Source organism: Nocardia sp. PE-7, assembly GCF_030486425.1.
Taxonomy (GTDB): domain Bacteria; phylum Actinomycetota; class Actinomycetes; order Mycobacteriales; family Mycobacteriaceae; genus Nocardia; species Nocardia salmonicida_A.
This window is the reverse complement of record NZ_CP129614.1, coordinates 2,555,739-2,576,150: the sequence shown is the minus strand read 5'-3', so window position 1 is coordinate 2,576,150 and position 20,412 is coordinate 2,555,739. Positions and strand designations below refer to the sequence as shown.

Below are 20,412 nucleotides of genomic sequence, written 5' to 3'. Positions count from 1 at the left end.
CATGACTGAGCCCCACGGCGGGGCGGCCGGTCGGTCAGGCCCCGCCGTGGCGGCCGAGAAGAAGCGCGGTGTTGGTCATGATGGGTACACTTCTACCACAACTCCTCAGACAAGTAGAGAGGTTTATCGGTGGTATCGCAGGTACGACGACAGCCGCTGGCCGCCCAAGCGGCTGAACTCCTGCTCGCGCGGATCCGCGCGGGGGAATGGCCGTTGGGCCATCGGTTACCGGGTGAGACGCTGCTCGCCGCCCAGTTGGGTGTGGGCCGCTCGACCCTGCGCGAGGCGATCCGGGAACTCGCGGGCAAAGGCGTGCTCGACAGCAGGCAGGGCTCCGGGGTGTTCGTCACCGCGCTCGACGTCTCCGAGGACTGGGATGTCGTGCTGCGTGGCGCCACCATCGCCACGGTGATCGAGGCGCGCATCGCGATCGAGGCCGAAGCCGCAGCCCTTGCCGCGCACCGGCGAACGCCCGCTGACCTGCGGGCCATCCGCCGTGCCCTGACGGGTCGCCGCGCCGAGGGCCAGAGCGTCGCCGCTCACGTCGATGCCGACATGGCCTACCATCGCGCGGTCATCGTCGCCGCGCACAACGACGTGCTCACCCAGTTGTTCGACAGCTTCCTCCCGCGCCTGCGCCTGGCCATGATCGACATGCTCGAGCTGCGCCCGGTTCGCTCCGAGCAGGCCGATCACTGCGCACACGAGCAGCTGACCCAGGCGATTGCCGACCGAAACCCTACTGCCGCAGCGGAATTCAGCCGCACCCACCTGTCCGCCTTGAAGGAGGCCTTCACATGACCGGCGCTCCCGTGATCGAACTCGACGCGGTGACCTTCCGTCGCGACGGCAAGAAGATCATCAACGGCATCTCGCTGACCGTGCGGGCCGGTGAGCACTGGGCGCTGCTCGGCCCCAACGGTGCGGGCAAGAGCACGCTGCTCGGCTTCTGCGGCGCGGTCACCTTCCCCACCACCGGGGCCGTGCGGGTGCTCGGCGAACAGTTCGGCCGGGTGGAGTTGGCTCGGCTGCGCCGCTCGATCGGCCACGTCAACCCGCGTCATCCTCTGCGCTACGCGCTCACGGTGAGCGAGGTCGTCCTCACCGGCGTCACCGGCACGATCGATACGCCGATGCGCTGGTCGCCGACCGCCGACGACCTCGCCCGTGCCGAGGCGATCATCGACACTCTCGGTTTATCCGGCAAGGCCGACGACGTCTGGCCCACGTTGTCGCAGGGCGAGCGCGGCCGCACGCTCATCGCCCGCGCCCTGATCAGCGACCCCCGGGTCCTGCTCCTGGACGAACCCTCCACCGGCCTCGACCTGGCCGCCCGCGAACAACTGCTCACCACGATCGACACCCTCGATCACACCCATCCCGAGGTCGCCTCGATCCTGGTGACCCATCACCTCGAGGAACTCCCGAGCACCACCACCCACGCCCTGCTCATCGCCGACGGCCACACCGTCGCCGCGGGCCCGGCCACCGAGGTCATCACCACCGACCATGTCTCGACCGCCTTCGCCCACCCGATCGAAGTCCGCTACGACGGCCGCTGGAGCGCTCGCGCTCGCTGAGAACCCAGCGCCCAGGCGGGCAGCGGTTCTCGCGCGGCGAGCCACTCCGCCGGAATTCCCCGGGTGCGACCCCGATTTCCGGTACCGGTATGGGCTGCCACGATGCCGCCGACGATCGCGGCCGTGGTGTCGACGTCGCCGCCCGCCTCGACACAGGCCAACACCGCCGCCGGATAGTCGTGAAGATGGGTGGCGGCCACCCACAGGGTGAAGGGCACGGTGTCGTGAGCGCTGACCCGTGCGCCGTTGCCCAGTTCATAAGCCGCCTCGGCTGCCGTTCGGCCGAGCAACTGCCGGGCTCGGCGCACACCTCGCGCGGTGCGCCCGTCGACGAGATACGGCTCGACGGCCGCCAGCAATTGATCAGGCGTACAGCCTTTTTCGCGAGAGTCGGCAGCGTATGCGGCCGCGACCGCCACCGCCATCGCACCCACGATCGCTTCCGGATGCCGATGGGTCAGCTCCGCCGACATCGCCGCCTGCGCCGCGGCCCGGTCCGGGTCTCCGGCGAAATGCGCACCGAGTGGCGCCACCCGCATCGCGGCGCCGTTTCCCCACGATCCCCGCCCGTCGAACACCGCAGCCGCCGCTTCGGCCCACGGACGCCCGTCTCGAATCTCGTGCAGCACAACGACTGTGCCGGGCCCGTAGCCGCGATACGGTTCGCAACGGTCGGCGAAAGCGGCCGCGAGAGCATCGCGATCCACCCTGCCGCGTTCTCGGATCTCGGCGTACACCGAACACGCCATCTCGGTGTCGTCGGTCCATTGCCAGGGTGCGGCCGGTGGTCGTCCGGCAAGAAGATCGGGGATCGAGCGCCCGGGGACGAAGAATTGCGCGCCCAGCGCATCCCCTACTGATAAGCCTTCGAGGCTGTCGAAAAAGGGATCGGAATTCAGCATGCTGGGCGCAATCATCGCCCACCGCCGGCAGGCGCCGCAAGACGACCTCCGAGTCGCTACACCAACTCGACCTCGTCGAATCCGACTGTCAGCTTGTGCCGCCGCTCCCGCAGGACATTGCCTTCCCGGTGGACGGTGCCCTCGCCGAATTCGATGCGTAGCTGTGCCCGCCGCACGTCGACCTCCCGCACGACACCGCAGATGCCGCTGAACGGGCCCGCCGGAAAATACACGACATCACCCGGGCCGTATTCGGTAATCCCCACGGCGCCACTGTAATTCACCTCAGCGCTTCTCGCCGCTGTGCTCCGAATCAGCGGGAAGGCATACCGGTTCGTACAGATTCCGCGCGGTCGGCGAATCAATCCTTTCGAGGTCGAGGAAGTAGTCACACTGCCACTTCTGTGACTGTCGTGCCTGTGCGTTCGCTGCCGGTGACCACGGTGGGTAGACCCGGAAGCCGCGCTTGCCGCCACGACCGGCGACCGACACGATCCCGTGTTCGACAAGTGCAGATCGACGCCGTCCTCGTCCGCGAAAGGTTCCGTCGAACCGTCCTTCGCACGCCGCCACACGGAAACGAACAACCCGACCTTCGTCGGGGTCTGCTTGCCCACCCGAAACCGGACCGAACCGCGACCAACACTCGATACGGCCGCGCCGTACTCGGCGTTGTCCACTTCGGGGACGGCGGCTGAAACAGGCAGTCCCAGAGCGCTGATCAGACTTCGCGCCTCGGCTACGTCTGGATGCACGACCGTCGCGGGCCCGCTATTCACCGAGGTCGACATCGAAGTCGGCGTCGAGGAGTTCGTCGGCGCGAGCCAGGGCCCGGTCCAGTTCGTCGGTGACCGAGTCCATCAGGGAGATGCCGTCGAGCATGTCGGAGAGTTCGGTGTGCAGAGCGTGGAGTTCGGCGATGGCGGGATCGACGGTGGTCCAGGCGACGGTGTCGGACCACCAGGTATCGCGTTGGACCCAGGACCAGACGATGTCGCGGACCAGGACCGCGTCGCAGGTGAACAGGTGGCGGTGGGTGGGCCCGGTGGTGTGTTCGAGTTCGTAGGTGCCATCGGGCAGGTAACGGGCCTGGATGTGGTCGGTGGGGGTCCGGGTGAGCAAGAGGAAGGGGTGTTCGGGCGCGGGATCGGTAGCGGTGAAACCCGGCCGGGCGGGGTCGACGGGGTGCGGCACATCGGAGCCGTCACCGACGTGGACTACGACTTCGGGCTGGTCGTCGCGTTGGTCACCCATCGGGCCAGTGTGCCGGATCAGCGAGGGCTCCGGGTGGGCGGACCGATGAATCGGTGACGCGACACTCGAAATCGAGCTGCACCGTGATAGGGCGGCGGGTAGCCTCGCCTCGATGACGTGGAAAGCACCCGAACTCCAGCCCACCAGAACCCTGGTCGGCGCTGACGAACGGGCGATGTTGCAGTCCTGGTTGGACTTTCACCGCCAGACGTTGCTCGGCAAATGCGGTGGACTCGATGGCGAACAGCTCGCGGTGCGGTCGGTGGAACCGTCGTCGCTGTCGCTGCTCGGGCTGGTCCGCCATCTCACCGACGTGGAGCGGGGATGGTTCCGACTGTCGGCGGCGGGCCAGGAAGTCGAGCCGGTCTACAGCACCGACGACGAGCCGGACGCCGATTTCGACGACCTCGCGTCCCTGCCCGCCGAGGAGGTATTCGCCGCCTTCCACGCCGAGGTCACCGCCTGTGACGCCGCCGTCGCCGACCTCTCCCTCGACCATGTGTTCCACGTTCCGTGGCGCAGCGACGACTACACCCTGCGGTGGGTGTACCTGCACATGATCGAGGAATACGCCCGCCACAACGGCCACGCCGACCTGTTGCGTGAGCGGATCGACGGCGTCACCGGCAGCTTCTGAGTCAGGCGGTTCCGGTCACGACGTCGGCGGTGAGCGCGTCGAGATCGCCGATGACCGCGTCGGCCAGGGCGAGCACATCGGGCCGCGGCGGGAACTCCGGGCGCGGCGCCGCGATCAGACGCATCCCGGCGCCATGCGCGGAGAGCAGACCGTTGGTCGAATCCTCCACGGCCGTACAGTCTTTCGGATCCACACCGAGCCGCTGCGCGACGGTCAGGTAGACATCGGGTGCGGGCTTGCCGCGGCCGACCTCCTCGGTGGACAGCACCGCGGTGAAAAAGTCGAGCAGGCCGGACTTCGCGAGCACCAGATCGATCACCGTGGCGGGCGAAGAGCTGGCCAGGCCGAGTTTCCAGCTTCCCGCGCACCGCTGGACCGCCTCGACCGCGCCGGGCAACAGCGGGACGTGATGGGCGTACTTGTCGGCCATGAGATCGATGACGTCGGCAGCCACCTTGTGGGCCGGTTCGGCCACACCGAGATCGTCGGCCAGATAAGACGACCACTCGACGGTGTTCATCCCCATCATCTTCTTTTGCGAATCCGGTTGCCACCGGCCACCTTTGAGGACCACATAATCGTGCCTGACCTGTTCCCAGATGGGTTCGGAATCGATCAGCACGCCATCCATGTCGAACACAACCGCCGCGATACCCATGCGCTCAGCCTTTCGCCGCTCACCCGGAGGGGGCACCACCGGTGGTGCGCCGACGCTCCGGTACCTAGGACCTACTCGGTGATCGGGACCCAGCCTAGTTGACCTGACACCGATCCCCGGCGCGAACATCCAGCTCGGCAGCGATAACGTGTTGCATATGGACGATACACAGGTCGGCAACTCGCTCCCGGACGAGAAGCATCACGAAGGTGGATTCCGGCCGGTCGCCGAGCTGATCCAGGCGCGGAAGAACCGCAGCGCCGACAACCCGGTGGGCGGGCCGCACTACGGCGAGCTGATCGAACAGGTCCGCGTGCTGATGGACCGCGCACGGCTGGTGAACCCGTCCGATGAGCTCGCCAAAGAGGCCATCGCGACGCTCGAGCAGCTCAATGCCCGCCTCGACGAGGCAGTGGTGGACGAGTGGTCCTCCCCCAGCTGGACCCGCACCGACCTGCCCGCGCGCGGCAACATCACCCTGCCGCCGTACACGGTGGTCAGCGGTGACAGCGACGGCGTCACCGCGAAGGTCATCTTCCGCAGCTTCCACCTCGGCGGCAACAACGCCGCCCACGGTGGGCACATCGCCCTCGCTTTCGACGACATCATCGGCATGACCGCCGCGCTGTCCACCAAGTCGGTGACCCGCACGGCCTCGCTCACCCTCGATTACCGCTCCATCACCCCGCTCAATCGCGAACTGACGGTGCGCGCGTGGACCGAGCGAGTCGAGGGCCGCAAGGTGTACCTACGGGCGACGATGCACGACGACGACCGGTTATGCGCCGAGGCCAAGGGGCTATTCATCGTGCTCAATCCCGGCCAGCCATGAGCCCCGCGCCGACATTGCGATCGACGTGATCGCAATGTCGGCCGCGCGCCCCGAGGTGGCGCAATAGCGATTTCGCCGCCGATACCCGCAGGTCGCGCGAACCGCTACCCGGCGTAGAAACATCCCCTGAATTCACACCGGAATCGCGACCGGCCGAGTGCCCCGAAATCGCCGCTATCGTCGCTGTTCATGCAGGTCAGCGAGAAAACAGGGGCTTCCGAGCCCACCCCGATTCGCGGTCAGCGCGCCGATCGGGCGCGCCGGGTCGCCGATATCCTGCGCCATCAGATCCTGGCGGGCGCGGTGGTGGGCACCGTGCCCGGCGAGCAGGAACTCGCCGCCGAGCACGGCACCTCCCGCAACACTGTGCGCGAAGCGCTGGCGCTGCTGCGTGACGAGGGGCTCATCGATCGCGCCCCGAAAGTCGGCACCCGGGTCGCCGCCCGCAAGTTCGACCACGGCCTCGACGCCCTGCTCGGCCTGCAGGAGACCCTCAAAGGGCACGGCACCGTCCGCAACGAGGTCCGTGCGGCCACCACGATCACCGCTCCCCCGGCCGTCGCGCGCCGGCTCGAGCTGGCGCCCGGCGACAAAGTCGTCTACATCGAACGCCTGCGGTTTCTCGCCGATCTGCCACTGAGCCTCGATCTCACCTACCTCGCGCCCGATATCGGCACCGAGCTGCTCACCCACGATCTCGAGACCACCGACGTGTTCGTGCTGCTCGAACAGATCACCGGCCAGTCGCTGGGCGCCGCCGATCTCGCACTGGAAGCCGTCGCGGCCGATCCGCACACCGCGACCACACTCGATACCCCGGCCGGCGCGCCGCTGCTCATGCTCGAACGACTCACCCACCTCGACGACGGTCGACCCGTCGATCTCGAATACATCCGCATGCGCGGTGACCGCATCACCATGCGCGGCAGCCTCACCCGCAGCACCCCCGAATGGAAGGTCCTGTAATGGCATTGGTCCCCCAGCGCGCCGACGTCCCGGTGACGATCGACGAATCGCTGTGCATCACCGGCTGCACCCTCTGCGTCGACATGTGTCCGCTCGATTCCCTTGCCATCCACGAGGATTCGGGCAAGGCCTACATGCACGTCGACGAGTGCTGGTACTGCGGGCCGTGCGCGGCGCGCTGCCCCACCGGCGCCGTCACCGTCAACATGCCCTATCTGCTCCGCTGAAAACCGGGAACTCCACGCATGAAGATCACTCGATTCGTCCCTGTCGCACTGGCTCTCGCGCTCACCGCGGCGGGCTGCTCGCTCGAAAGTACCGATGCCGCACCGGCGGGCACCGTCAAGGTCGTCATCGGCTACCAGTCCAAGACCATCAATACCGTCACCGCGGGCACCCTGCTCAGAGCGCAGGGCTATCTGGAGCAGCGGCTGCAGAAGATCACCGACGGTGGCGGCGCGAAGTACCAGGTGGAGTGGCAGGACTACGACACCGGCGCGCCGATCACCGCCCAGATGGTGGCCGAGAAGATCGACATCGGCTCCATGGGCGATTACCCGTTGCTGATCAACGGATCTCGCACGCAGGCCAACGAACGCGCACGTACCGAGCTGGTGTCGATCACCGGCTACAACCCCAAGGGCGCACTGAACATGGTGGTGGTGCCCAATGATTCACCCGCTCGTTCGCTGACCGATCTGGCCGGGCAGAAGATCTCGGCCAGCGTGGGTTCGGCGGGCCACGGCACCTTGGTGCAGGCGCTGAGCCGGGCCGGGATCGACCCGGCCAAGGGTGTGGAGGTGCTCAACCAGCAGCCGCAGGTCGGGGCGTCCGCACTGGAATCGCATCAGGTGGGCGCACTGTCGCAGTTCGTGGCGTGGCCGGGTCTGCTCGTGCAGCAGAACAAGGCCAAGCTGCTCTACGACGGCGCCGAACTGAATGTGCCGACTTTCCACGGCGTGGTGGCCCGCCGGACCTACGCGGCCGACCACCCGGAGGTATTGCAGGCCTTCCTCGCGGCACAGCTGGACGCGACCGCGTTCATCAACGAGAAGCCTTTCGAGGCAGCCGATCTCGTCGCCAAGGGGTCGGGCCTGCCGCAGGAGGTCGTCTATCTCTACAACGGCCCCGGCGGCACCAGTTTCGACACCACGCTCAAGGCGAACCTGATCGCGGCGTTCAAGGCCGACGTGAACTACCTGAAGTCGATCGGCGATTTCGCCGATCTCGATATCGACGCCTTCGTCCAGGACGCGCCGCTGCGCAAGGCATTCGCCGAGACCGGCCGCACCGACTACGACACCGCGCTGGCGTCGGGGGTCAACCCGAGCAAGGTGACCGGGACCGATCCGATCTGCGCTGTGGCGGTGAGCGATCCGGCACTGGCCGGCGAGGTCTGGGTCGACGGCGCCGACAAGCCCCAGCCCGCCGCGAACCCCGGCTGCTTGTTACGGGCGGTGCAGGCAGCCAAGGCGCAGGGCAAGACGATCCGCGCGGTGTATGTCCCCGATGCCGAACTGGGTACTCGCTGGTTCGCCGACAAGGCCATCTGGTTGCGTGAGGGCACGCAGTACCTGCCGTTCACCACACAGGCAGCGGCCGACCGCTATCGCGGCACCCATCCCGCCGCCGCGCCGGTCTCCTACGAGCAGGCCGTCACGGAAGTCCGCGGATGAGCACGGTTTCCGGGCTGTCCGTCCCGACCGTGACCGGTGTCGACGGCACCGATGCCGCCGCGCTGCACGCCGACAGCGCTCCCGCCAGGTCGGTGTGGGTCTCGCGGGTGATCCGAGTCGCCTCGGTGGCCGCGGCCGTCGGTCTGTGGCAGCTGCTCACCGCGGGCAATGTGCGCGCGGGGTTGCGGTTCGACACGCTGCCGACGGTGACCGAGATCGTCGCCGAGTTCGGTGAACATCTCGGGACCGGTCAGTACTACCTCGATGTGGCGCAGTCGCTGATCCGGATCGTCACCGGGTTCGGCCTGGCCGCGGTCGTGGGTGTACTGGCGGGCATCGGGCTCGGTCGGTCGCGACTGCTGGCCGATGTGTTCGGCTCGCTGGCCGAGCTGATCCGACCGATTCCGGCGATCGCGCTGGTACCGGTGGCGATCCTGCTGTTCCCCAGTGACGAATCCGGCATCGTGTTCATCACTTTCACCGCGTCGCTGTTCCCGGTGCTGGTGAGTACCAGGCATGCGACGCGGGCACTGCCGACCATCTGGGAAGACGCCATCCGCACGCTGGGCGCCTCGCGGCGGGAGGTGCTGACCCGGGTCGTCGTGCCCGGCATCCTGCCCGGTGTGTTCAGCGGGCTGTCGGTGGGCATGGGCGTGGCCTGGATCTGCTTGATCTCCGCGGAGATGATCTCCGGGCGCCTCGGCATCGGCTACCGCACCTGGCAGTCCTACACCATCGTCGACTACCCGGCCGTGTTCGTCGGGATGATCACCATCGGTGTACTCGGTTTCCTCACCTCCGGAATCGTCGAACTGGCAGGCCGTCGGGTGACCCGCTGGCTGCCGCGAGAGGTTGCCTCTTAACCCTTCCTCACGGATAAATCCGGGGAATTTCCAGTTCGGACCGCACCATCAACCGCCCCGAAAGGAGGCCAACAATGGCTTACGTCGTCAACACTGACACGGTCGAGTTCTACCGTGGCCGCCAGGATTACAGCGGCGGCGTTCCGGTCACGGTCTGCGGCGTGCCCACAGTCCCCGCAACAGAAGATCCGTACATCCAACGCAAGCCGCTGCTTGGCTCTCGCTCCACAGCTAGCGCAGGTCATCGTCGTGTAAGCGGGCGGAACCAACACCACCCTTCGCCCCGCCCGCGTAGCACGTTCGATCAACTCTCGTGTCGCGGCACCGATCGCAGCGTCCGCCGCTTTCCGCGCCATCGTGGAACGGGCAAGGAACTTCGGCTTGAAGTCCTCCACCGCGATGGTGTGATAGTCGGCGACGACACGGCGAGCCCATACCCGCGCGGTGTGAGTGTTCTGCCTGGCCGCCTTCTTGTGCAAGCGGGCGGCTTCACGCCGAGCCTGCCGGTAGCCGTTGCTCTGCGCCTGCCCCTTCGGCCGACGGCGGCGTGCCATCTTCCGCTGAGCACGCGCGAGTTCGGCGGCGCACCGCTTCCGATGCCCGAGATACGGCAGATCATGGTCGGGGTCGGTTGTGGTCGCGGTCGTGGTTATACCCCAGTCGATCCCGATACTGCCGGTCGCGACAGGAAGCGCGTCGACCGATCGGCGTACGACGAACGAGGCGTACCAGTGGCCGAGGCTGTCTCGGTAGACGCGGACCGAGGTTGGTGCGCAGGGCAGTTCCCGCGACCACACCACGGGGATGCTGACGCCTTTCGGCAGGGTCAAACGACCACCGCTGATACCGAACCCACGCGTCGTGTATTCCAGCGACGGCAGAGCCTTCTTGCGGGACTTCACGACCGGCAGGCCGCGGCCCTTCACCTTGAACGACTGGTCCAGCGCTCGAGAGTAGGTGCGCAGCGTCTGCTGTTGGGCGACCTGCGATCCCTCACGCAACCATGTGGTGCGGGCGCGCGCTTCGGTGAGCATCTTCGACAGGCGCGAGAAGTTGGGTTTACCGCCCTCACGCCGCTGATGGACGGCTTCGTTCCACAGGAATCGGCAACGATGCCATTCGGATTCGAGCGCGCGCGCCGCGTGCGCGCCGGGGCGCAGACGGTAGGTGTAGCGCACTACTTCATCCACACCGAAAGTTATACAGCCCCCATCATCGAGCTGGAAACCATGCCCGACCATGTGCAACTGCTCGTCTCGTGTGATCCGGAGTTCGGGATTCACCGGCGGGTCAAGCAGATCAAGGACCGATCCTCGCGAGTACTGCGCGCCGAGTTTCCCACCCTCATACTCACCGACCTGGCCCGCGCTTCGGCCGAGTCCCGCCTGCCCACCCTGTGGACCAATTCGTACTTCGTCGCCACTGTCGGCGGCGCAACCCTGGAGGCAGTGAAACGCTATGTCGAGAACCACAAAGATGCTTGAAAGGCACTCCCATTCCTCCCCACGGATAAATCCGGGGGTTTCCTTGGAGCTTTCCCGATGACCACGACCACCGCCGCGCCGACCGTCTCCGTCGGCATGCGTTTGAGCCTCGAGGCCGTTCGTATCAGCTACGGCCCCAAAACTGTTGTGCGCGACTTCGATCTGACCGTCGCGGCGGGCGAGATCCTGGTCCTGGTCGGCAAATCCGGCTGCGGCAAGTCGACGTTGCTACGCGCCATCGCCGGGCTGCGCAAGCCCGCCGCCGGGGTGATCCGCGCCGACGAGGACACCGTGACCGGCCCGTCGGCCGATCGCGCCCTGGTGTTCCAGGACGACGCGCTGCTTCCGTGGCGCACCGCGCGTGCCAATATCGATCTGGCGCTGCGCCTTCGGGGCGTGTCGCGCACCGAGCGGGCACAGCGTTCGCAACGCTGGCTCGACGAGGTCGGGCTCAGCGGCTACGCCGACTATCTCCCGCGCGATCTGTCCGGCGGGATGCGCCAGCGAGTCCAGCTGGCCCGCAGCCTGGCGGGCTCGCCGCGCGCGGTGCTCATGGACGAGCCCTTCGGCGCGCTCGACAGCCAGACCCGTGCGGAGATGCAGCGACTGCTCGTCGAGACCTGGCGCGCGCACCCGACCACGATCGTTTTCGTCACCCATGATCTCGACGAAGCCCTGCTGCTCGGCGATCGGATCGCCGTCCTCGGCGCTGGTTCGCTGCGCGCGGTCGTCGAGGTACCCGACCCGCGCGAACCGGTGGACCGGAGCGCCCTACGGGCCCGAATCCTGGAGTCTCTGTGAACATTCCCGAACTGTCCGACCGTATCCGTCTCGACTGCGATGTGCTCGTCATCGGTGGTGGCACCGCGGGCACCATGGCCGCGCTCACCGCCGCCGAGTCCGGCGCGAACGTGCTGCTGCTCGAGAAGGCACACGTGCGCCATTCCGGGGCGCTGGCCATGGGCATGGACGGGGTGAACAACGCCGTCATCCCGGGTAAGGCCGAGCCGGAGGACTACGTCGCCGAGATCACCCGCGCCAATGACGGCATCGTCGACCAGCGCACCGTGTACCAAACGGCCACACGAGGTTTCGCCATGGTGCAGCGGCTCGAGCGGTACGGGGTGAAGTTCGAGAAGGACGAGTACGGCGAGTACGCGGTGCGCCGGGTGCACCGGTCGGGGTCGTATGTGCTGCCGATGCCCGAGGGCAAGGACGTGAAGAAGGCGCTCTATCGCGTCCTGCGCCAACGGAAGATGCGCGAGAAGATCCGCATCGAGAACCGGCTGATGCCGGTGCGGGTGCTCACCGCCGACGGCCGTGCCGTGGGTGCGGCCGCGTTGAACACGCGCACCGGCGAATTCGTCGAGGTGGCCGCGAAAGCGGTGATTCTGGCGACGGGCCCGTGTGGTCGGCTCGGTCTGCCCGCGTCGGGCTATCTGTACGGCACCTACGAGAACCCCACCAACGCCGGTGACGGCTATTCGATGGCCTACCACGCCGGTGCCGAACTCTCCGGTATCGAGTGCTTCCAGATCAACCCGTTGATCAAGGACTACAACGGTCCGGCCTGCGCGTATGTGGCCAACCCCTTCGGTGGCTATCAGGTCAACGCCGAAGGTGAGCGTTTCGTCGACTCCGACTACTGGTCGGGTCAGATGATGGCCGAGGTCAAGCAGGAGATCGAATCCGCGCGCGGGCCCATCTATCTCAAGGTCTCGCACCTGCCGGACGAGACGCTGTCGACGCTCGAATCGATCCTGCACACCACCGAGCGCCCCACCCGAGGAACCTTCCACGCCAATCGCGGGCACGATTACCGCACCCACGATATCGAGATGCACATCTCCGAGATCGGTTTGTGCGGTGGACATTCCGCGTCCGGGGTGTGGGTGGACGAGAACGCGCGGACCACGGTGCCCGGCCTGTACGCGGCGGGCGATCTGGCGTGCGTGCCCCACAACTACATGATCGGCGCGTTCGTCTACGGCGATCTGGCCGGTGCGCACGCGGCGTCGACGCTGGACCGGCTCGACGCACCGGCCGACCTGCCCGAGGACCAGCTCGCCGAGGCACACGAACTGATCTACCGGCCGCTGCGTCAGCCCGAGGGTCCGCCGCAGCCACAGGTCGAATACAAGCTGCGCCGGTTCGTCAACGACTATGTGGCGCCCCCGAAAACGGCCGCCAAGCTCTCGATCGCCGTGGAGACCTTTGAGCGGATGCGCGCCGAGGTCGACGGCATCGGCGCGCAGACCCCGCACGAACTGATGCGTGCGGTGGAGGTGCAGTTCATCCGGGATTGCGCCGAAATGGCTTCGCGCAGTTCGCTCACGCGCACCGAGTCGCGGTGGGGTCTCTATCACGATCGCGCCGATCTGCCCGAGCGTGACGACGAGTCGTGGAACTTCCATCTGAACCTGCGCAAGACGGTCGACGGGGCGATGGAATTCGTCAAGCGCTCGGTGGCGCCGTATCTGGTGCCGGTGCCCGGTCTCGACGATGTGCCCTCGGCCGAGTCGATCGTCGAGGTGATCGCCCAGCCCGAACTGGTCGGGACGCGGGCGCCACAGCGCGAGGCCCCCGTGCGCGACGAGGTCGCGCCGGTCTCGCCGTCCTCGCCGCGGCTGGTCACACTGCTCGCGCTGGATTCCCCTGCGGTCGAGGATGTTTCGAGCTATCTGACCGATCCCGATCCGGTCGTGCGCGTGGCGGCGCTGTCGGTGCTCACCGAGAACACCCCCGACGGATTCGCCGAGGAATTGGTGCGGGCACTCGGCGATGAGGCGGCCTCGGTGCGCCGCGCGGCCACCGAGAGTCTGCGGGAACTGGTCGAGGTGCTCGCGGGGGCCGGTGCCCTGGGCGAGCATCTCGGCTCCCCCGATCCCCTGGTTCGCGCGACCGTTGTCGATCTGTTGCGCGCGCTGCGGGCCGGGTCGGCACCGGATTACCGTGCGGCGCTGGGCGATACCGACCATCGGGTGAGGATCGAGGCGGTGCGCGCCCTGGTTTCGCTCGACGATGCCGACGCGGTGTCCTCGATCGCGGGCGATGTCAACCGTGAGGTGCGCATCGCGGTCGCGCACGGGCTCGCCTCGATCGGTGACGGCGGAATCGAGGTGATCCGCGTGCTCGCCGGCGATCCCGATCCGCTGGTCCGCGCTGCCGCGCTCACCGCGTACGCCGCGCTGGGCACCGCTGACGAGGACGTCGCCGAACTCGGTGCGGCACTGCGACATTCCGCCTGGCAGGTGCGTGTCGGTGCGGCGCGCGGGCTGGCGGGTTCGACCCCGGAGGCGGGCGTGGCGCCGTTGGGCGAGGCGCTCACCGACCGTCACCTCGATGTGCGCAAGGCGGCGGTCTTGGCCCTGTCCACCTGGCCGAGCAGTGCCGCCGCCCTCGACGCGCTCGAGTCGGCGATCACCGATCCCGACGCCGACGTCCGCGCCTATGCCCGCCGCGCGGTGACCGCCGCGGGTCGCAGCCCGGTCGACGCTGTTCGTGCCGATGCGGCACTGGCCGAGGCCAAGGCGTGATCAGCGACTCGTCGCGGCGTTGCCGCAGCGCGGAGGCGGCGCGATCGTCGCGGCCGCGGGCGGGCGGTGCCGGATCCGGACCGCCGCGCCCGAACGCCGACGAGCGCTGCGAGGCCAGGGCGCGCGCGAGCGTCGATCCCGGTCGTCGCAGCCCGGGGTTCGCGGACCCGTCGACGACGCTGTGTCACCGATCAGCGGGAAGCACGCTCAGGATTATCACAGCTCGCCGTCGGTAGGCTGGCCCGATGAGCGCACTACCAGCCACGTTGGTGAGGGTTACCGAGGATCTGGACGCGGTGACCACGGTCGGCCACGAGGACGATCCGGCCGATGCCGGGTCGTCGCGTGCCGACGTCGAGGCGATCTGGGCGTCGGTGCGCACGTGGTACGGGATGGGTACGACACCGGCCATCCAGGTGTGTCTGCGACGCAACGGTGCGATCGTGCTCAACCGGACGATCGGTCACGGGTGGGGCAATGCCCCGAGCGACGGTCCCGACGCCGAACTGATCCCGGCGACACCGCAGACACCGTTCTGCGGGTTCTCCACCGCGAAGGGCGTCGCCGCCACAGTGATGTTCATGCTCATCGAGCAGGGCGCGTTCGGGCTCGAAGACGCTGTGGCGGAATACATTCCCGAGTTCGCGGCACACCGCAAGGGCGTGATCACCATCGGCGATGTGCTCTCGCATTCGGCGGGCATTCCGTTCATCACCGCCCCGCACAGCGGAACCGCCGCTGTCCTCGACGAGGAACTCGCCCTCGCCGCCCTCACCGATCTGGTGCCGAGCTGGCCGCCCGGACGTTTCCGCGTCTACCACGCGTTGACCAGCGGACTGATCCAACGACTGCTCGTCCAACGAGCCACCGGCAAGCGGATGCGCGAGCACCTCGCCGACCAGGTGCTCACACCGTTCGGCTTCCGCTGGAACAACTTCGGCGTCGATCCCACCGATGTCGGCAAGGTCGTCCCCAGTGTGAAGACCGGTCCGCCGCAGCCGCGGTTGGCCCGATTCCTGGCGAACAAGGCACTCGGCGGCCACATGGACAAGGCTTCGAAGGCGACCAACGACGCCTTCCTCACCGCCGAACTCCCCTCGGGCAACCTGGTCACCACCGCCTACGAACTGTCGCGGTTCTACGAAATCCTCGCGCGCGGTGGAGAATTGGACGGAACAAGGATCATCGCGCCCGCCACGCTGCGCGCGGCGATCGCCCCCGCCGATCGCATGCCCGGCCTGGCCGGTCGGGTCAGCCGCGCGGGATTCGAGCTCGGTGCCCGCCGGTCGAAATTCGGCCGCGATACCGGTTCCCATTTCGGGCGGAGCGGGCTCACCACTCAATACGGCTGGGCCGATCCCGACCGTGGCCTCTCCGGCGCCATCCTGACCAGCGGCAAGGCGGCCACCGACCTCGAACGGCCGTGGCGACTGGTCACCCAGATCTCCGACACCCTGCGCCCGCTGGCGCCCGCCGATCGGCTCTTCCACCCCTGATCCGACCGATCGCGTCGGTCAGAAGAACGTTCCGCTGAAGGGCAGTGTCGGCGTGGCGAACAGGTTGTCGGCGGCGTCGACGGCGCCCGCGCGGTGCTCGACGACACGACCGGCGAAGGCGAGCCGGCGCCAGGTCGACCCGCCGAGGTAGATCGCGCCGAGCGTGGCGACGTCGACGCTGATATCGGCCGGGTCGTCGACCCTGGTGATCTCGTCCGCACCGATCCGGTACCGGCCGGTGTTGGCGGTGCGGATCGGATCGTCGACCTCGATGATCACCGGCGGTCCGTCGTGGTAGGTGCGACGAGCCAGCGCGGTGGGGACATCGACGAGTCGCAGCCAGGTTTCGTCGTGGACCGCGGCGACCTCGACCGCGCGTTCGTCGGTGAACAGGTGCCGCAGCGGCGCGTCCACCGGCGCGAACGCGAAGGTCACCTTGTCGACGAGATCGACCGCGAGCAGGTGCCGGATCAGACCCAGGTAGGCCTGCGGGGTGCTCGCCACGAGATCGTCGACGACGATCGTGCGTTCGCGGCTGGTGAACCAGTTCGCGGTGTCGACCGGGTGGTAGCGCGCGAACCCGTCCTCGGCGCCGATCGGGCCGTGCGTCACCGTGTACACCGGTTCGGCCGCGGTGCGTTCCTTGAGCTTCCACCAGTAATCGGGACGATCGATCGCGCCGGTCCACGAGATCGGGGCACTCGCGTAGATCTGCGCGAACAGCTTCCAGGCGTCGGCCGGTTCGACGAACCGGACCGGGCCGGACGGCGGCACCGTGTCGCGCAGGCGGGCTCGACCGAGGCGAAGATCCAGGCGTGCGAAGGAACTCGCCACGCCGTAGCCGAAACGCTCGTAGATCGAGCCCTCGGACGCACGCAGGGTGGCCACCACTTCGCCCCGCTCGGCGATGTCGTCGAGCTGTCGGCGCAGCAGGGCGGTGAGCACTCCCCGCCGGGTGTGCGTCGGCAGCACACCGACATGCGTCACCGCGGCATGGGCAACGCGCGCGCCGCCGGGCACTACCAGCCAGCTGGTGTAGGACTCCGCGGTGCCGACCAGCCGACCGTCGAGGCGCACACCGAGCGTGCGGCCCGGTTCGGACAGGTGATCGCGGTCCGGCGGCAGCGGCGGCAGTCCCACCATGGCCGCGCGGAACACCGCACCCGCCGCGTGCAGATCGTCGTCGCTGTGGAGGGTGTCTACGTCAACAGCCATCCCCTCACTGTTCCCTATCCGGGGGCAGTGCCTCTACTCGGGATCGACGACGACAACGATGCCGGACCGCGCTTCGAGCAGGTCGAGTGTGCGCGCGGCGGCGGTGTCGACGTGGACGCGGGGAGGTGCCGGTGGGGTCGACTCGTAGTACGTTCCCGGACCGTAGAACTGGCCGTATCGCAGCACTACGCCGCCCACGGCGAGCACAGCGGATTCGTGGGTCGCGATCGCCTCGCCGCGACCCGCCGGCGGCGACCAGGCGATGCTTTGGGCGAGAAAGCGTTTCGCCCCGGCGGCCGTGGCGGCCGCGATCAGGTTCGCGGTGCCCTCGGTGCGGATACGGGAGTTCGCCTCGCCGGCGGTGGCCAGTCGCGACACGTCGTCGGGGAGGTCGGTGAGCTGGTGCATGACGAGGTCGGGGGCGAAGTCGACCACCGCGGTGGTGAGGCCGTCGGCGTCGTAGACGTCGTGGACCACCGCGTCGGCTCCGGCCGCACGGACGGCTGCCGCTTTACTCGGGGAACGGGTCAGGCCGGCCACCTCGTGACCGGCGCCGACCAGTAGCGGCAGCAACCGTGATCCGATGACGCCCGTGGCGCCCGCGAGAAAGATACGCACGTCCCCGACCGTAGCGGGGACGGGTTCTCAGGCCCCGATGACCGCGTTCATTATGGTGCCCGCGCTGGTGGCGACCGCGCCGCCCGCCATGGCGCTGGCGATCATCTTCGGCGATTGCAGGCCTCCGCCGTTCCACTTCTCCCAGGCGAAGCGGCCGCCGCCATAGGTGATGGCCGTGACGCCGGACAACAGGATCATCCAGGTGAAATACCGGCCCAGCTGCATCACCTTGTCGGCCATCGGCGGTGCCTCCGGCGTGGGATTGCCCACCTGGGCGACAACGATGCCATAGGTGTCGTGCACTGCGGCCAGGATCATGCTCACGATCGGTGCTCCTTCGTCGGTTGTTCGTGGTGAAGCCGATGTCGAGAACTCGTGACGCGGTAGAACCCAGATATGTTGAACATTCAACCTCATGGGCGGATCGGTGACGTGGGCGACACTCCGCGTAAACAATGACCGCAGTCACAGCCGCAGAACCGTGCCCGCGTCGCGCCGTGCCCCTAGTATCGAACGTGCGGGGCTCGTTCAGATTCGGCGCGACGAGGCGCTGACCACCACCTTCATCGCACGCCTACCGTACCGCGAGGAGGGCACGATGGCTTTCCTGATTTCTTTGTTCATCACATTTGTCTTGGTGACCGCAGCAGTGGTGGCGGCTTCCTACGCCACCGTTTCCCTGACCTATTGGTTTGAATCACGCCGGATCAGTCCGGAACAGTCCGACCCGCACCCTGCACGCTGAGCCCCGTTCCGACTCGATGTCCCGGTATCCCACGCGGTACCGGGACATCGTCGGTTTCGCCCCGTTCGAAATCAGAGCAGATCGAGACCGGACTGCGATGCGATCACCGCGGCCTGCACGCGCGATTGCACGCCGAGCTTGCTCAGCACCCGGGAGACGTGCGTCTTCACCGTGGCCTCGCCGATGCGCAGACGTGTGCCGATCTGGATGTTGGACAGACCGGCGCCGAGGCCGGCGAGCACCTGCCGTTCGCGGTCGGTGAGCGCGGACAGGTCCGGCGGGGGCGGGGTGTCGGCCACGCGGGGCAGCGCGGCAATCACCGCGCGCGTCACCTTCGGGTCGAGGACCGCGTCCCCCTCGGCCACCGCCAGCACGGCACTGACCAGGTCGTCGCCGCCGACGGACTTGAGCAGGAACCCGCTCGCACCGGCCGACAGCGCGCCGAGGACGTATTCGTCGATGGCGAAGGTGGTGAGTACCAGCACTTTCGCGCTGGTCTCGGCGACGACGGCGGCGGTGGCCTCCAGCCCGTCGACGCGCGGCATACGCACATCCATCAGCACCACATCGGGGCTCAACGCGCGGGCCTGCCGCACCGCGGCGGCGCCGTCGGCCGCTTCCCCGATCACCCGTACTCGACCGGAGACCTCGAGCAGCATTTTCAGGCCCGCCCGGATGGTGGCGTGATCGTCGGCCACCAGCACGGTCACTGTCACTTGTCCCCCAGAGGAATTCGCGCCGATACGCGCCAGGTGCCGTCGTGTGGGCCCGCGGTGATCGTGCCGTCGACCGATTCCGCGCGAAACATCATGTTGCGCAATCCGTTTCCCTGACCCTGAGCCGCTCCCGGTGGGATCGAGTTCGTCGCGGTCATCACCAATCTTGTCGCATCGCGGCGCAATTCGATGTCGAGGGGTGCGCCGGGCGCGTGTTTGGTCGCATTGGCCAGGGTCTCGCCCAGGATCCGGGTGACCACGGCTTCGACCGCGATGGGCAGTTCGAGGTCGGCGGGCCGTCGCAAGGTCACCGCACCGCCCGCGGCCTCGGCCGCGTCGATCAGGCGGTCCAGGGAGGAGAGCCGCGTGGTCACCGCGGTGTCGTCGGGTGCGGTCAACAGTTCGATGGTGGTTCGCATCTCTTCGAGTGCGGCCAGACTGCCCGAACGGATGGTCTGCAGGACCGCGATATTGCCGGGATCCTTCTGCGCCACTTCGGCCAGGATCGCCACGGCGGAGACGTGGCCCGCCACCGCGTCGTGCAGGTCTCGGGCCAACCGCCTGCGCTCCTCGCCGATCGCGGCGGACCGTTCGGCGTCGAGAGCGGTGAGCTCGGCGCGGGCAGCGTCGCGTTCGGCGTCGACGGTGCGGCGCGAGGCTCGCACCGCACGCGCGTATCCCAGCGGCGACCAGGTGAGCGCGACCCCGATCAGACCGGTGTACAGCGCCGCCCTGACGCCGACCACCGTCAGCGCCAGCAGCGATCCGCCCAGGGTGACCGTCAGCGAGAACCAGCCGACCACCGCGCCCAGCCGGTCCGATCCGGTGCTGACGGCCAGGAAGATCACATCGGTCAGCGCGATCCACAGCGGCAGCGAGGGACCGTAGACGAAGTCACCGGCCAGCAGGACGATCATCAGACCGAAGGCGAGGGCGGGCCTGCGTTGCGCGGTCAGCTGGATCGCGAACGCCGCGCACAACAGCACCAATTTCGCGGGCGGGGGGTACAGGTCGCGGTCCACCACGACCGCCCAGCCCCCGGCGGCCCACAGCAGCAGCCCCACCAGAAACACCCCGACCGCAGCGGCGGTCGCGCTGTCGAAGACGTCCGCGAGCCGGCTCAGGAGCGTGCGCGGTGGTGGCATGCCCCATTTCAGCACACCGCCCGCACGCGACGGGTCCCCCGAAAGGCGGACCGGACAACGGCCCGAAGCGGGACGACGGTGGCCCGGCG

Annotated in this window: 22 protein-coding genes and 2 pseudogenes; 13 read left to right on the top strand and 11 right to left on the bottom strand. The window is 68.0% G+C overall.

The annotated features are described in order from the left end of the window. The first annotated feature begins 129 nt into the window (after positions 1-129). Both QX204_RS12115 and QX204_RS12110 read left to right on the top strand, forming a co-directional pair. Positions 130-801: a FadR/GntR family transcriptional regulator gene (locus QX204_RS12115; RefSeq protein WP_301906801.1), complete on the top strand. Its 672-nt coding sequence runs from the start codon at positions 130-132 to the stop codon at positions 799-801. Beyond that, positions 798-1,580, top strand: coding sequence for an ABC transporter ATP-binding protein (locus tag QX204_RS12110; RefSeq protein WP_301906800.1), 783 nt, complete (start codon positions 798-800; stop codon positions 1,578-1,580). Before QX204_RS12115 ends, QX204_RS12110 begins: the two co-directional genes overlap by 4 nt. Here QX204_RS12110 and QX204_RS12105 read toward each other — a convergent pair. The 4 genes and pseudogenes from QX204_RS12105 to QX204_RS12095 form a co-directional block, all read right to left on the bottom strand. Beyond that, the gene (locus tag QX204_RS12105; RefSeq protein WP_301906799.1) at positions 1,547-2,482 is read right to left on the bottom strand and encodes an ADP-ribosylglycohydrolase family protein; all 936 of its coding nucleotides are present in this window, start codon (positions 2,480-2,482) and stop codon (positions 1,547-1,549) included. The two genes, QX204_RS12110 and QX204_RS12105, sit on opposite strands and share 34 nt — an antisense overlap. A gap of 56 nt (positions 2,483-2,538) precedes the next feature. After that, on the bottom strand, positions 2,539-2,748 hold the full coding sequence (locus QX204_RS12100) for a hypothetical protein (RefSeq protein ID WP_301906798.1): 210 nt from the start codon (positions 2,746-2,748) through the stop codon (positions 2,539-2,541). Between the two features lie 19 nt (positions 2,749-2,767). Next, a pseudogene (locus tag QX204_RS34430) lies at positions 2,768-3,273 on the bottom strand (MepB family protein). Then, on the bottom strand, positions 3,254-3,736 hold the full coding sequence (locus QX204_RS12095) for a hypothetical protein (RefSeq protein WP_301906797.1): 483 nt from the start codon (positions 3,734-3,736) through the stop codon (positions 3,254-3,256). Before QX204_RS12095 ends, QX204_RS34430 begins: the two are co-directional and overlap by 20 nt. A gap of 112 nt (positions 3,737-3,848) precedes the next feature. Here QX204_RS12095 and QX204_RS12090 point away from each other — a divergent pair, with 112 nt between their 5' ends. Then, on the top strand, positions 3,849-4,373 hold the full coding sequence (locus QX204_RS12090; protein WP_301906796.1) for a DinB family protein: 525 nt from the start codon (positions 3,849-3,851) through the stop codon (positions 4,371-4,373). A 1-nt stretch (position 4,374) separates the two neighbouring features. On the opposite strand, the gene QX204_RS12085 is transcribed toward QX204_RS12090, so the two are convergent. After that, entirely contained in the window at positions 4,375-5,031 is a 657-nt protein-coding gene (locus QX204_RS12085; RefSeq protein ID WP_301906795.1) for an HAD family hydrolase, read from the bottom strand. 157 nt (positions 5,032-5,188) lie between these two features. Between QX204_RS12085 and QX204_RS12080 the strand changes: the two genes are divergently transcribed. The 5 genes from QX204_RS12080 to QX204_RS12060 all read left to right on the top strand — a co-directional run bounded on the left by QX204_RS12080 (position 5,189) and on the right by QX204_RS12060 (position 9,368). Next, positions 5,189-5,863, top strand: a complete 675-nt coding sequence (locus QX204_RS12080) for a PaaI family thioesterase (RefSeq protein ID WP_301906794.1) — start codon at positions 5,189-5,191, stop codon at positions 5,861-5,863. A 189-nt stretch (positions 5,864-6,052) separates the two neighbouring features. Further along, positions 6,053-6,829: a GntR family transcriptional regulator gene (locus QX204_RS12075; protein WP_301906793.1), complete on the top strand. Its 777-nt coding sequence runs from the start codon at positions 6,053-6,055 to the stop codon at positions 6,827-6,829. After that, the gene (locus QX204_RS12070) at positions 6,829-7,056 is read left to right on the top strand and encodes a 4Fe-4S dicluster domain-containing protein (RefSeq protein ID WP_019046727.1); all 228 of its coding nucleotides are present in this window, start codon (positions 6,829-6,831) and stop codon (positions 7,054-7,056) included. The genes QX204_RS12075 and QX204_RS12070 overlap by 1 nt, the downstream gene beginning before the upstream one ends. An 18-nt stretch (positions 7,057-7,074) precedes the next feature. Continuing rightward, on the top strand, positions 7,075-8,505 hold the full coding sequence (locus QX204_RS12065; protein ID WP_301906791.1) for an ABC transporter substrate-binding protein: 1,431 nt from the start codon (positions 7,075-7,077) through the stop codon (positions 8,503-8,505). Further along, positions 8,502-9,368: an ABC transporter permease gene (locus QX204_RS12060; RefSeq protein ID WP_301906790.1), complete on the top strand. Its 867-nt coding sequence runs from the start codon at positions 8,502-8,504 to the stop codon at positions 9,366-9,368. The genes QX204_RS12065 and QX204_RS12060 overlap by 4 nt, the downstream gene beginning before the upstream one ends. Here the strand turns inward: QX204_RS12060 and QX204_RS12055 are convergent. Then, positions 9,365-10,609, bottom strand: coding sequence for an RNA-guided endonuclease InsQ/TnpB family protein (locus tag QX204_RS12055; protein WP_301906788.1), 1,245 nt, complete (start codon positions 10,607-10,609; stop codon positions 9,365-9,367). The two genes, QX204_RS12060 and QX204_RS12055, sit on opposite strands and share 4 nt — an antisense overlap. On the opposite strand from QX204_RS12055, the pseudogene tnpA reads away from it, so the two are divergent. The 4 genes and pseudogenes from tnpA to QX204_RS12035 all read left to right on the top strand — a co-directional run. Beyond that, positions 10,574-10,852 (top strand): annotated as a pseudogene (tnpA, locus tag QX204_RS12050) (IS200/IS605 family transposase); the annotation flags it as partial. The gene QX204_RS12055 and the pseudogene tnpA sit on opposite strands and share 36 nt — an antisense overlap. Positions 10,853-10,909: 57 nt before the next feature. Beyond that, complete coding sequence (locus tag QX204_RS12045) at positions 10,910-11,653, top strand: ABC transporter ATP-binding protein (RefSeq protein WP_301906787.1); 744 nt, start codon at positions 10,910-10,912, stop codon at positions 11,651-11,653. After that, positions 11,650-14,388, top strand: a complete 2,739-nt coding sequence (locus tag QX204_RS12040) for a fumarate reductase/succinate dehydrogenase flavoprotein subunit (RefSeq protein ID WP_301906786.1) — start codon at positions 11,650-11,652, stop codon at positions 14,386-14,388. Before QX204_RS12045 ends, QX204_RS12040 begins: the two co-directional genes overlap by 4 nt. A 245-nt stretch (positions 14,389-14,633) precedes the next feature. Next, positions 14,634-15,884 (top strand): serine hydrolase, encoded by a 1,251-nt coding sequence (locus QX204_RS12035; RefSeq protein WP_301906785.1) that lies wholly within the window; start codon positions 14,634-14,636, stop codon positions 15,882-15,884. Between the two features lie 18 nt (positions 15,885-15,902). Here QX204_RS12035 and QX204_RS12030 read toward each other — a convergent pair whose 3' ends face one another. Genes QX204_RS12030 through QX204_RS12020 form a run of 3 tightly spaced genes read right to left on the bottom strand, consistent with a single transcriptional unit; the run spans position 15,903 to position 18,035 of the window. Continuing rightward, entirely contained in the window at positions 15,903-17,099 is a 1,197-nt protein-coding gene (locus tag QX204_RS12030) for a GNAT family N-acetyltransferase (protein WP_301906784.1), read from the bottom strand. A gap of 33 nt (positions 17,100-17,132) precedes the next feature. Further along, positions 17,133-17,717 (bottom strand): NAD-dependent epimerase/dehydratase family protein, encoded by a 585-nt coding sequence (locus tag QX204_RS12025; RefSeq protein ID WP_301906783.1) that lies wholly within the window; start codon positions 17,715-17,717, stop codon positions 17,133-17,135. 27 nt (positions 17,718-17,744) lie between these two features. Further along, positions 17,745-18,035, bottom strand: coding sequence for a hypothetical protein (locus QX204_RS12020; RefSeq protein ID WP_174555379.1), 291 nt, complete (start codon positions 18,033-18,035; stop codon positions 17,745-17,747). Between the two features lie 280 nt (positions 18,036-18,315). On the opposite strand from QX204_RS12020, the gene QX204_RS12015 reads away from it, so the two are divergent. Further along, complete coding sequence (locus QX204_RS12015; RefSeq protein WP_301906782.1) at positions 18,316-18,462, top strand: hypothetical protein; 147 nt, start codon at positions 18,316-18,318, stop codon at positions 18,460-18,462. Between the two features lie 71 nt (positions 18,463-18,533). Here the strand turns inward: QX204_RS12015 and QX204_RS12010 are convergent, their stop codons facing one another. Next, positions 18,534-19,178 carry a response regulator gene (locus QX204_RS12010; protein ID WP_301906781.1) on the bottom strand — a complete coding sequence of 215 codons (645 nt, stop codon included), beginning with the start codon at positions 19,176-19,178 and terminating at the stop codon, positions 18,534-18,536. Beyond that, on the bottom strand, positions 19,175-20,323 hold the full coding sequence (locus QX204_RS12005) for a sensor histidine kinase (RefSeq protein ID WP_301906780.1): 1,149 nt from the start codon (positions 20,321-20,323) through the stop codon (positions 19,175-19,177). The genes QX204_RS12010 and QX204_RS12005 overlap by 4 nt, the downstream gene beginning before the upstream one ends. Positions 20,324-20,412: the final 89 nt, after the last annotated feature.

Excerpts from the sequence above, each read along its gene's own strand:
- QX204_RS12005 (WP_301906780.1), bottom strand. The coding sequence starts at position 20,323 with ATGCCACCACCGCGCACGCTCCTGAGCCGGCTCGCGGACGTCTTCGAC.
- QX204_RS12080 (WP_301906794.1), top strand. The coding sequence starts at position 5,189 with ATGGACGATACACAGGTCGGCAACTCGCTCCCGGACGAGAAGCATCAC.
- QX204_RS12095 (WP_301906797.1), bottom strand. The coding sequence starts at position 3,736 with ATGGGTGACCAACGCGACGACCAGCCCGAAGTCGTAGTCCACGTCGGT.
- QX204_RS12045 (WP_301906787.1), top strand. The coding sequence starts at position 10,910 with ATGACCACGACCACCGCCGCGCCGACCGTCTCCGTCGGCATGCGTTTG.
- QX204_RS12055 (WP_301906788.1), bottom strand. The coding sequence starts at position 10,609 with ATGGTCGGGCATGGTTTCCAGCTCGATGATGGGGGCTGTATAACTTTC.
- QX204_RS12085 (WP_301906795.1), bottom strand. The coding sequence starts at position 5,031 with ATGGGTATCGCGGCGGTTGTGTTCGACATGGATGGCGTGCTGATCGAT.
- QX204_RS12075 (WP_301906793.1), top strand. The coding sequence starts at position 6,053 with ATGCAGGTCAGCGAGAAAACAGGGGCTTCCGAGCCCACCCCGATTCGC.
- QX204_RS12035 (WP_301906785.1), top strand. The coding sequence starts at position 14,634 with ATGAGCGCACTACCAGCCACGTTGGTGAGGGTTACCGAGGATCTGGAC.
- QX204_RS12105 (WP_301906799.1), bottom strand. The coding sequence starts at position 2,482 with ATGCTGAATTCCGATCCCTTTTTCGACAGCCTCGAAGGCTTATCAGTA.
- QX204_RS12090 (WP_301906796.1), top strand. The coding sequence starts at position 3,849 with ATGACGTGGAAAGCACCCGAACTCCAGCCCACCAGAACCCTGGTCGGC.
- QX204_RS12020 (WP_174555379.1), bottom strand. The coding sequence starts at position 18,035 with ATGATCCTGGCCGCAGTGCACGACACCTATGGCATCGTTGTCGCCCAG.
- QX204_RS12060 (WP_301906790.1), top strand. The coding sequence starts at position 8,502 with ATGAGCACGGTTTCCGGGCTGTCCGTCCCGACCGTGACCGGTGTCGAC.
- QX204_RS12015 (WP_301906782.1), top strand. The coding sequence starts at position 18,316 with ATGGCTTTCCTGATTTCTTTGTTCATCACATTTGTCTTGGTGACCGCA.
- QX204_RS12070 (WP_019046727.1), top strand. The coding sequence starts at position 6,829 with ATGGCATTGGTCCCCCAGCGCGCCGACGTCCCGGTGACGATCGACGAA.
- QX204_RS12030 (WP_301906784.1), bottom strand. The coding sequence starts at position 17,099 with ATGGCTGTTGACGTAGACACCCTCCACAGCGACGACGATCTGCACGCG.
- QX204_RS12110 (WP_301906800.1), top strand. The coding sequence starts at position 798 with ATGACCGGCGCTCCCGTGATCGAACTCGACGCGGTGACCTTCCGTCGC.
- QX204_RS12065 (WP_301906791.1), top strand. The coding sequence starts at position 7,075 with ATGAAGATCACTCGATTCGTCCCTGTCGCACTGGCTCTCGCGCTCACC.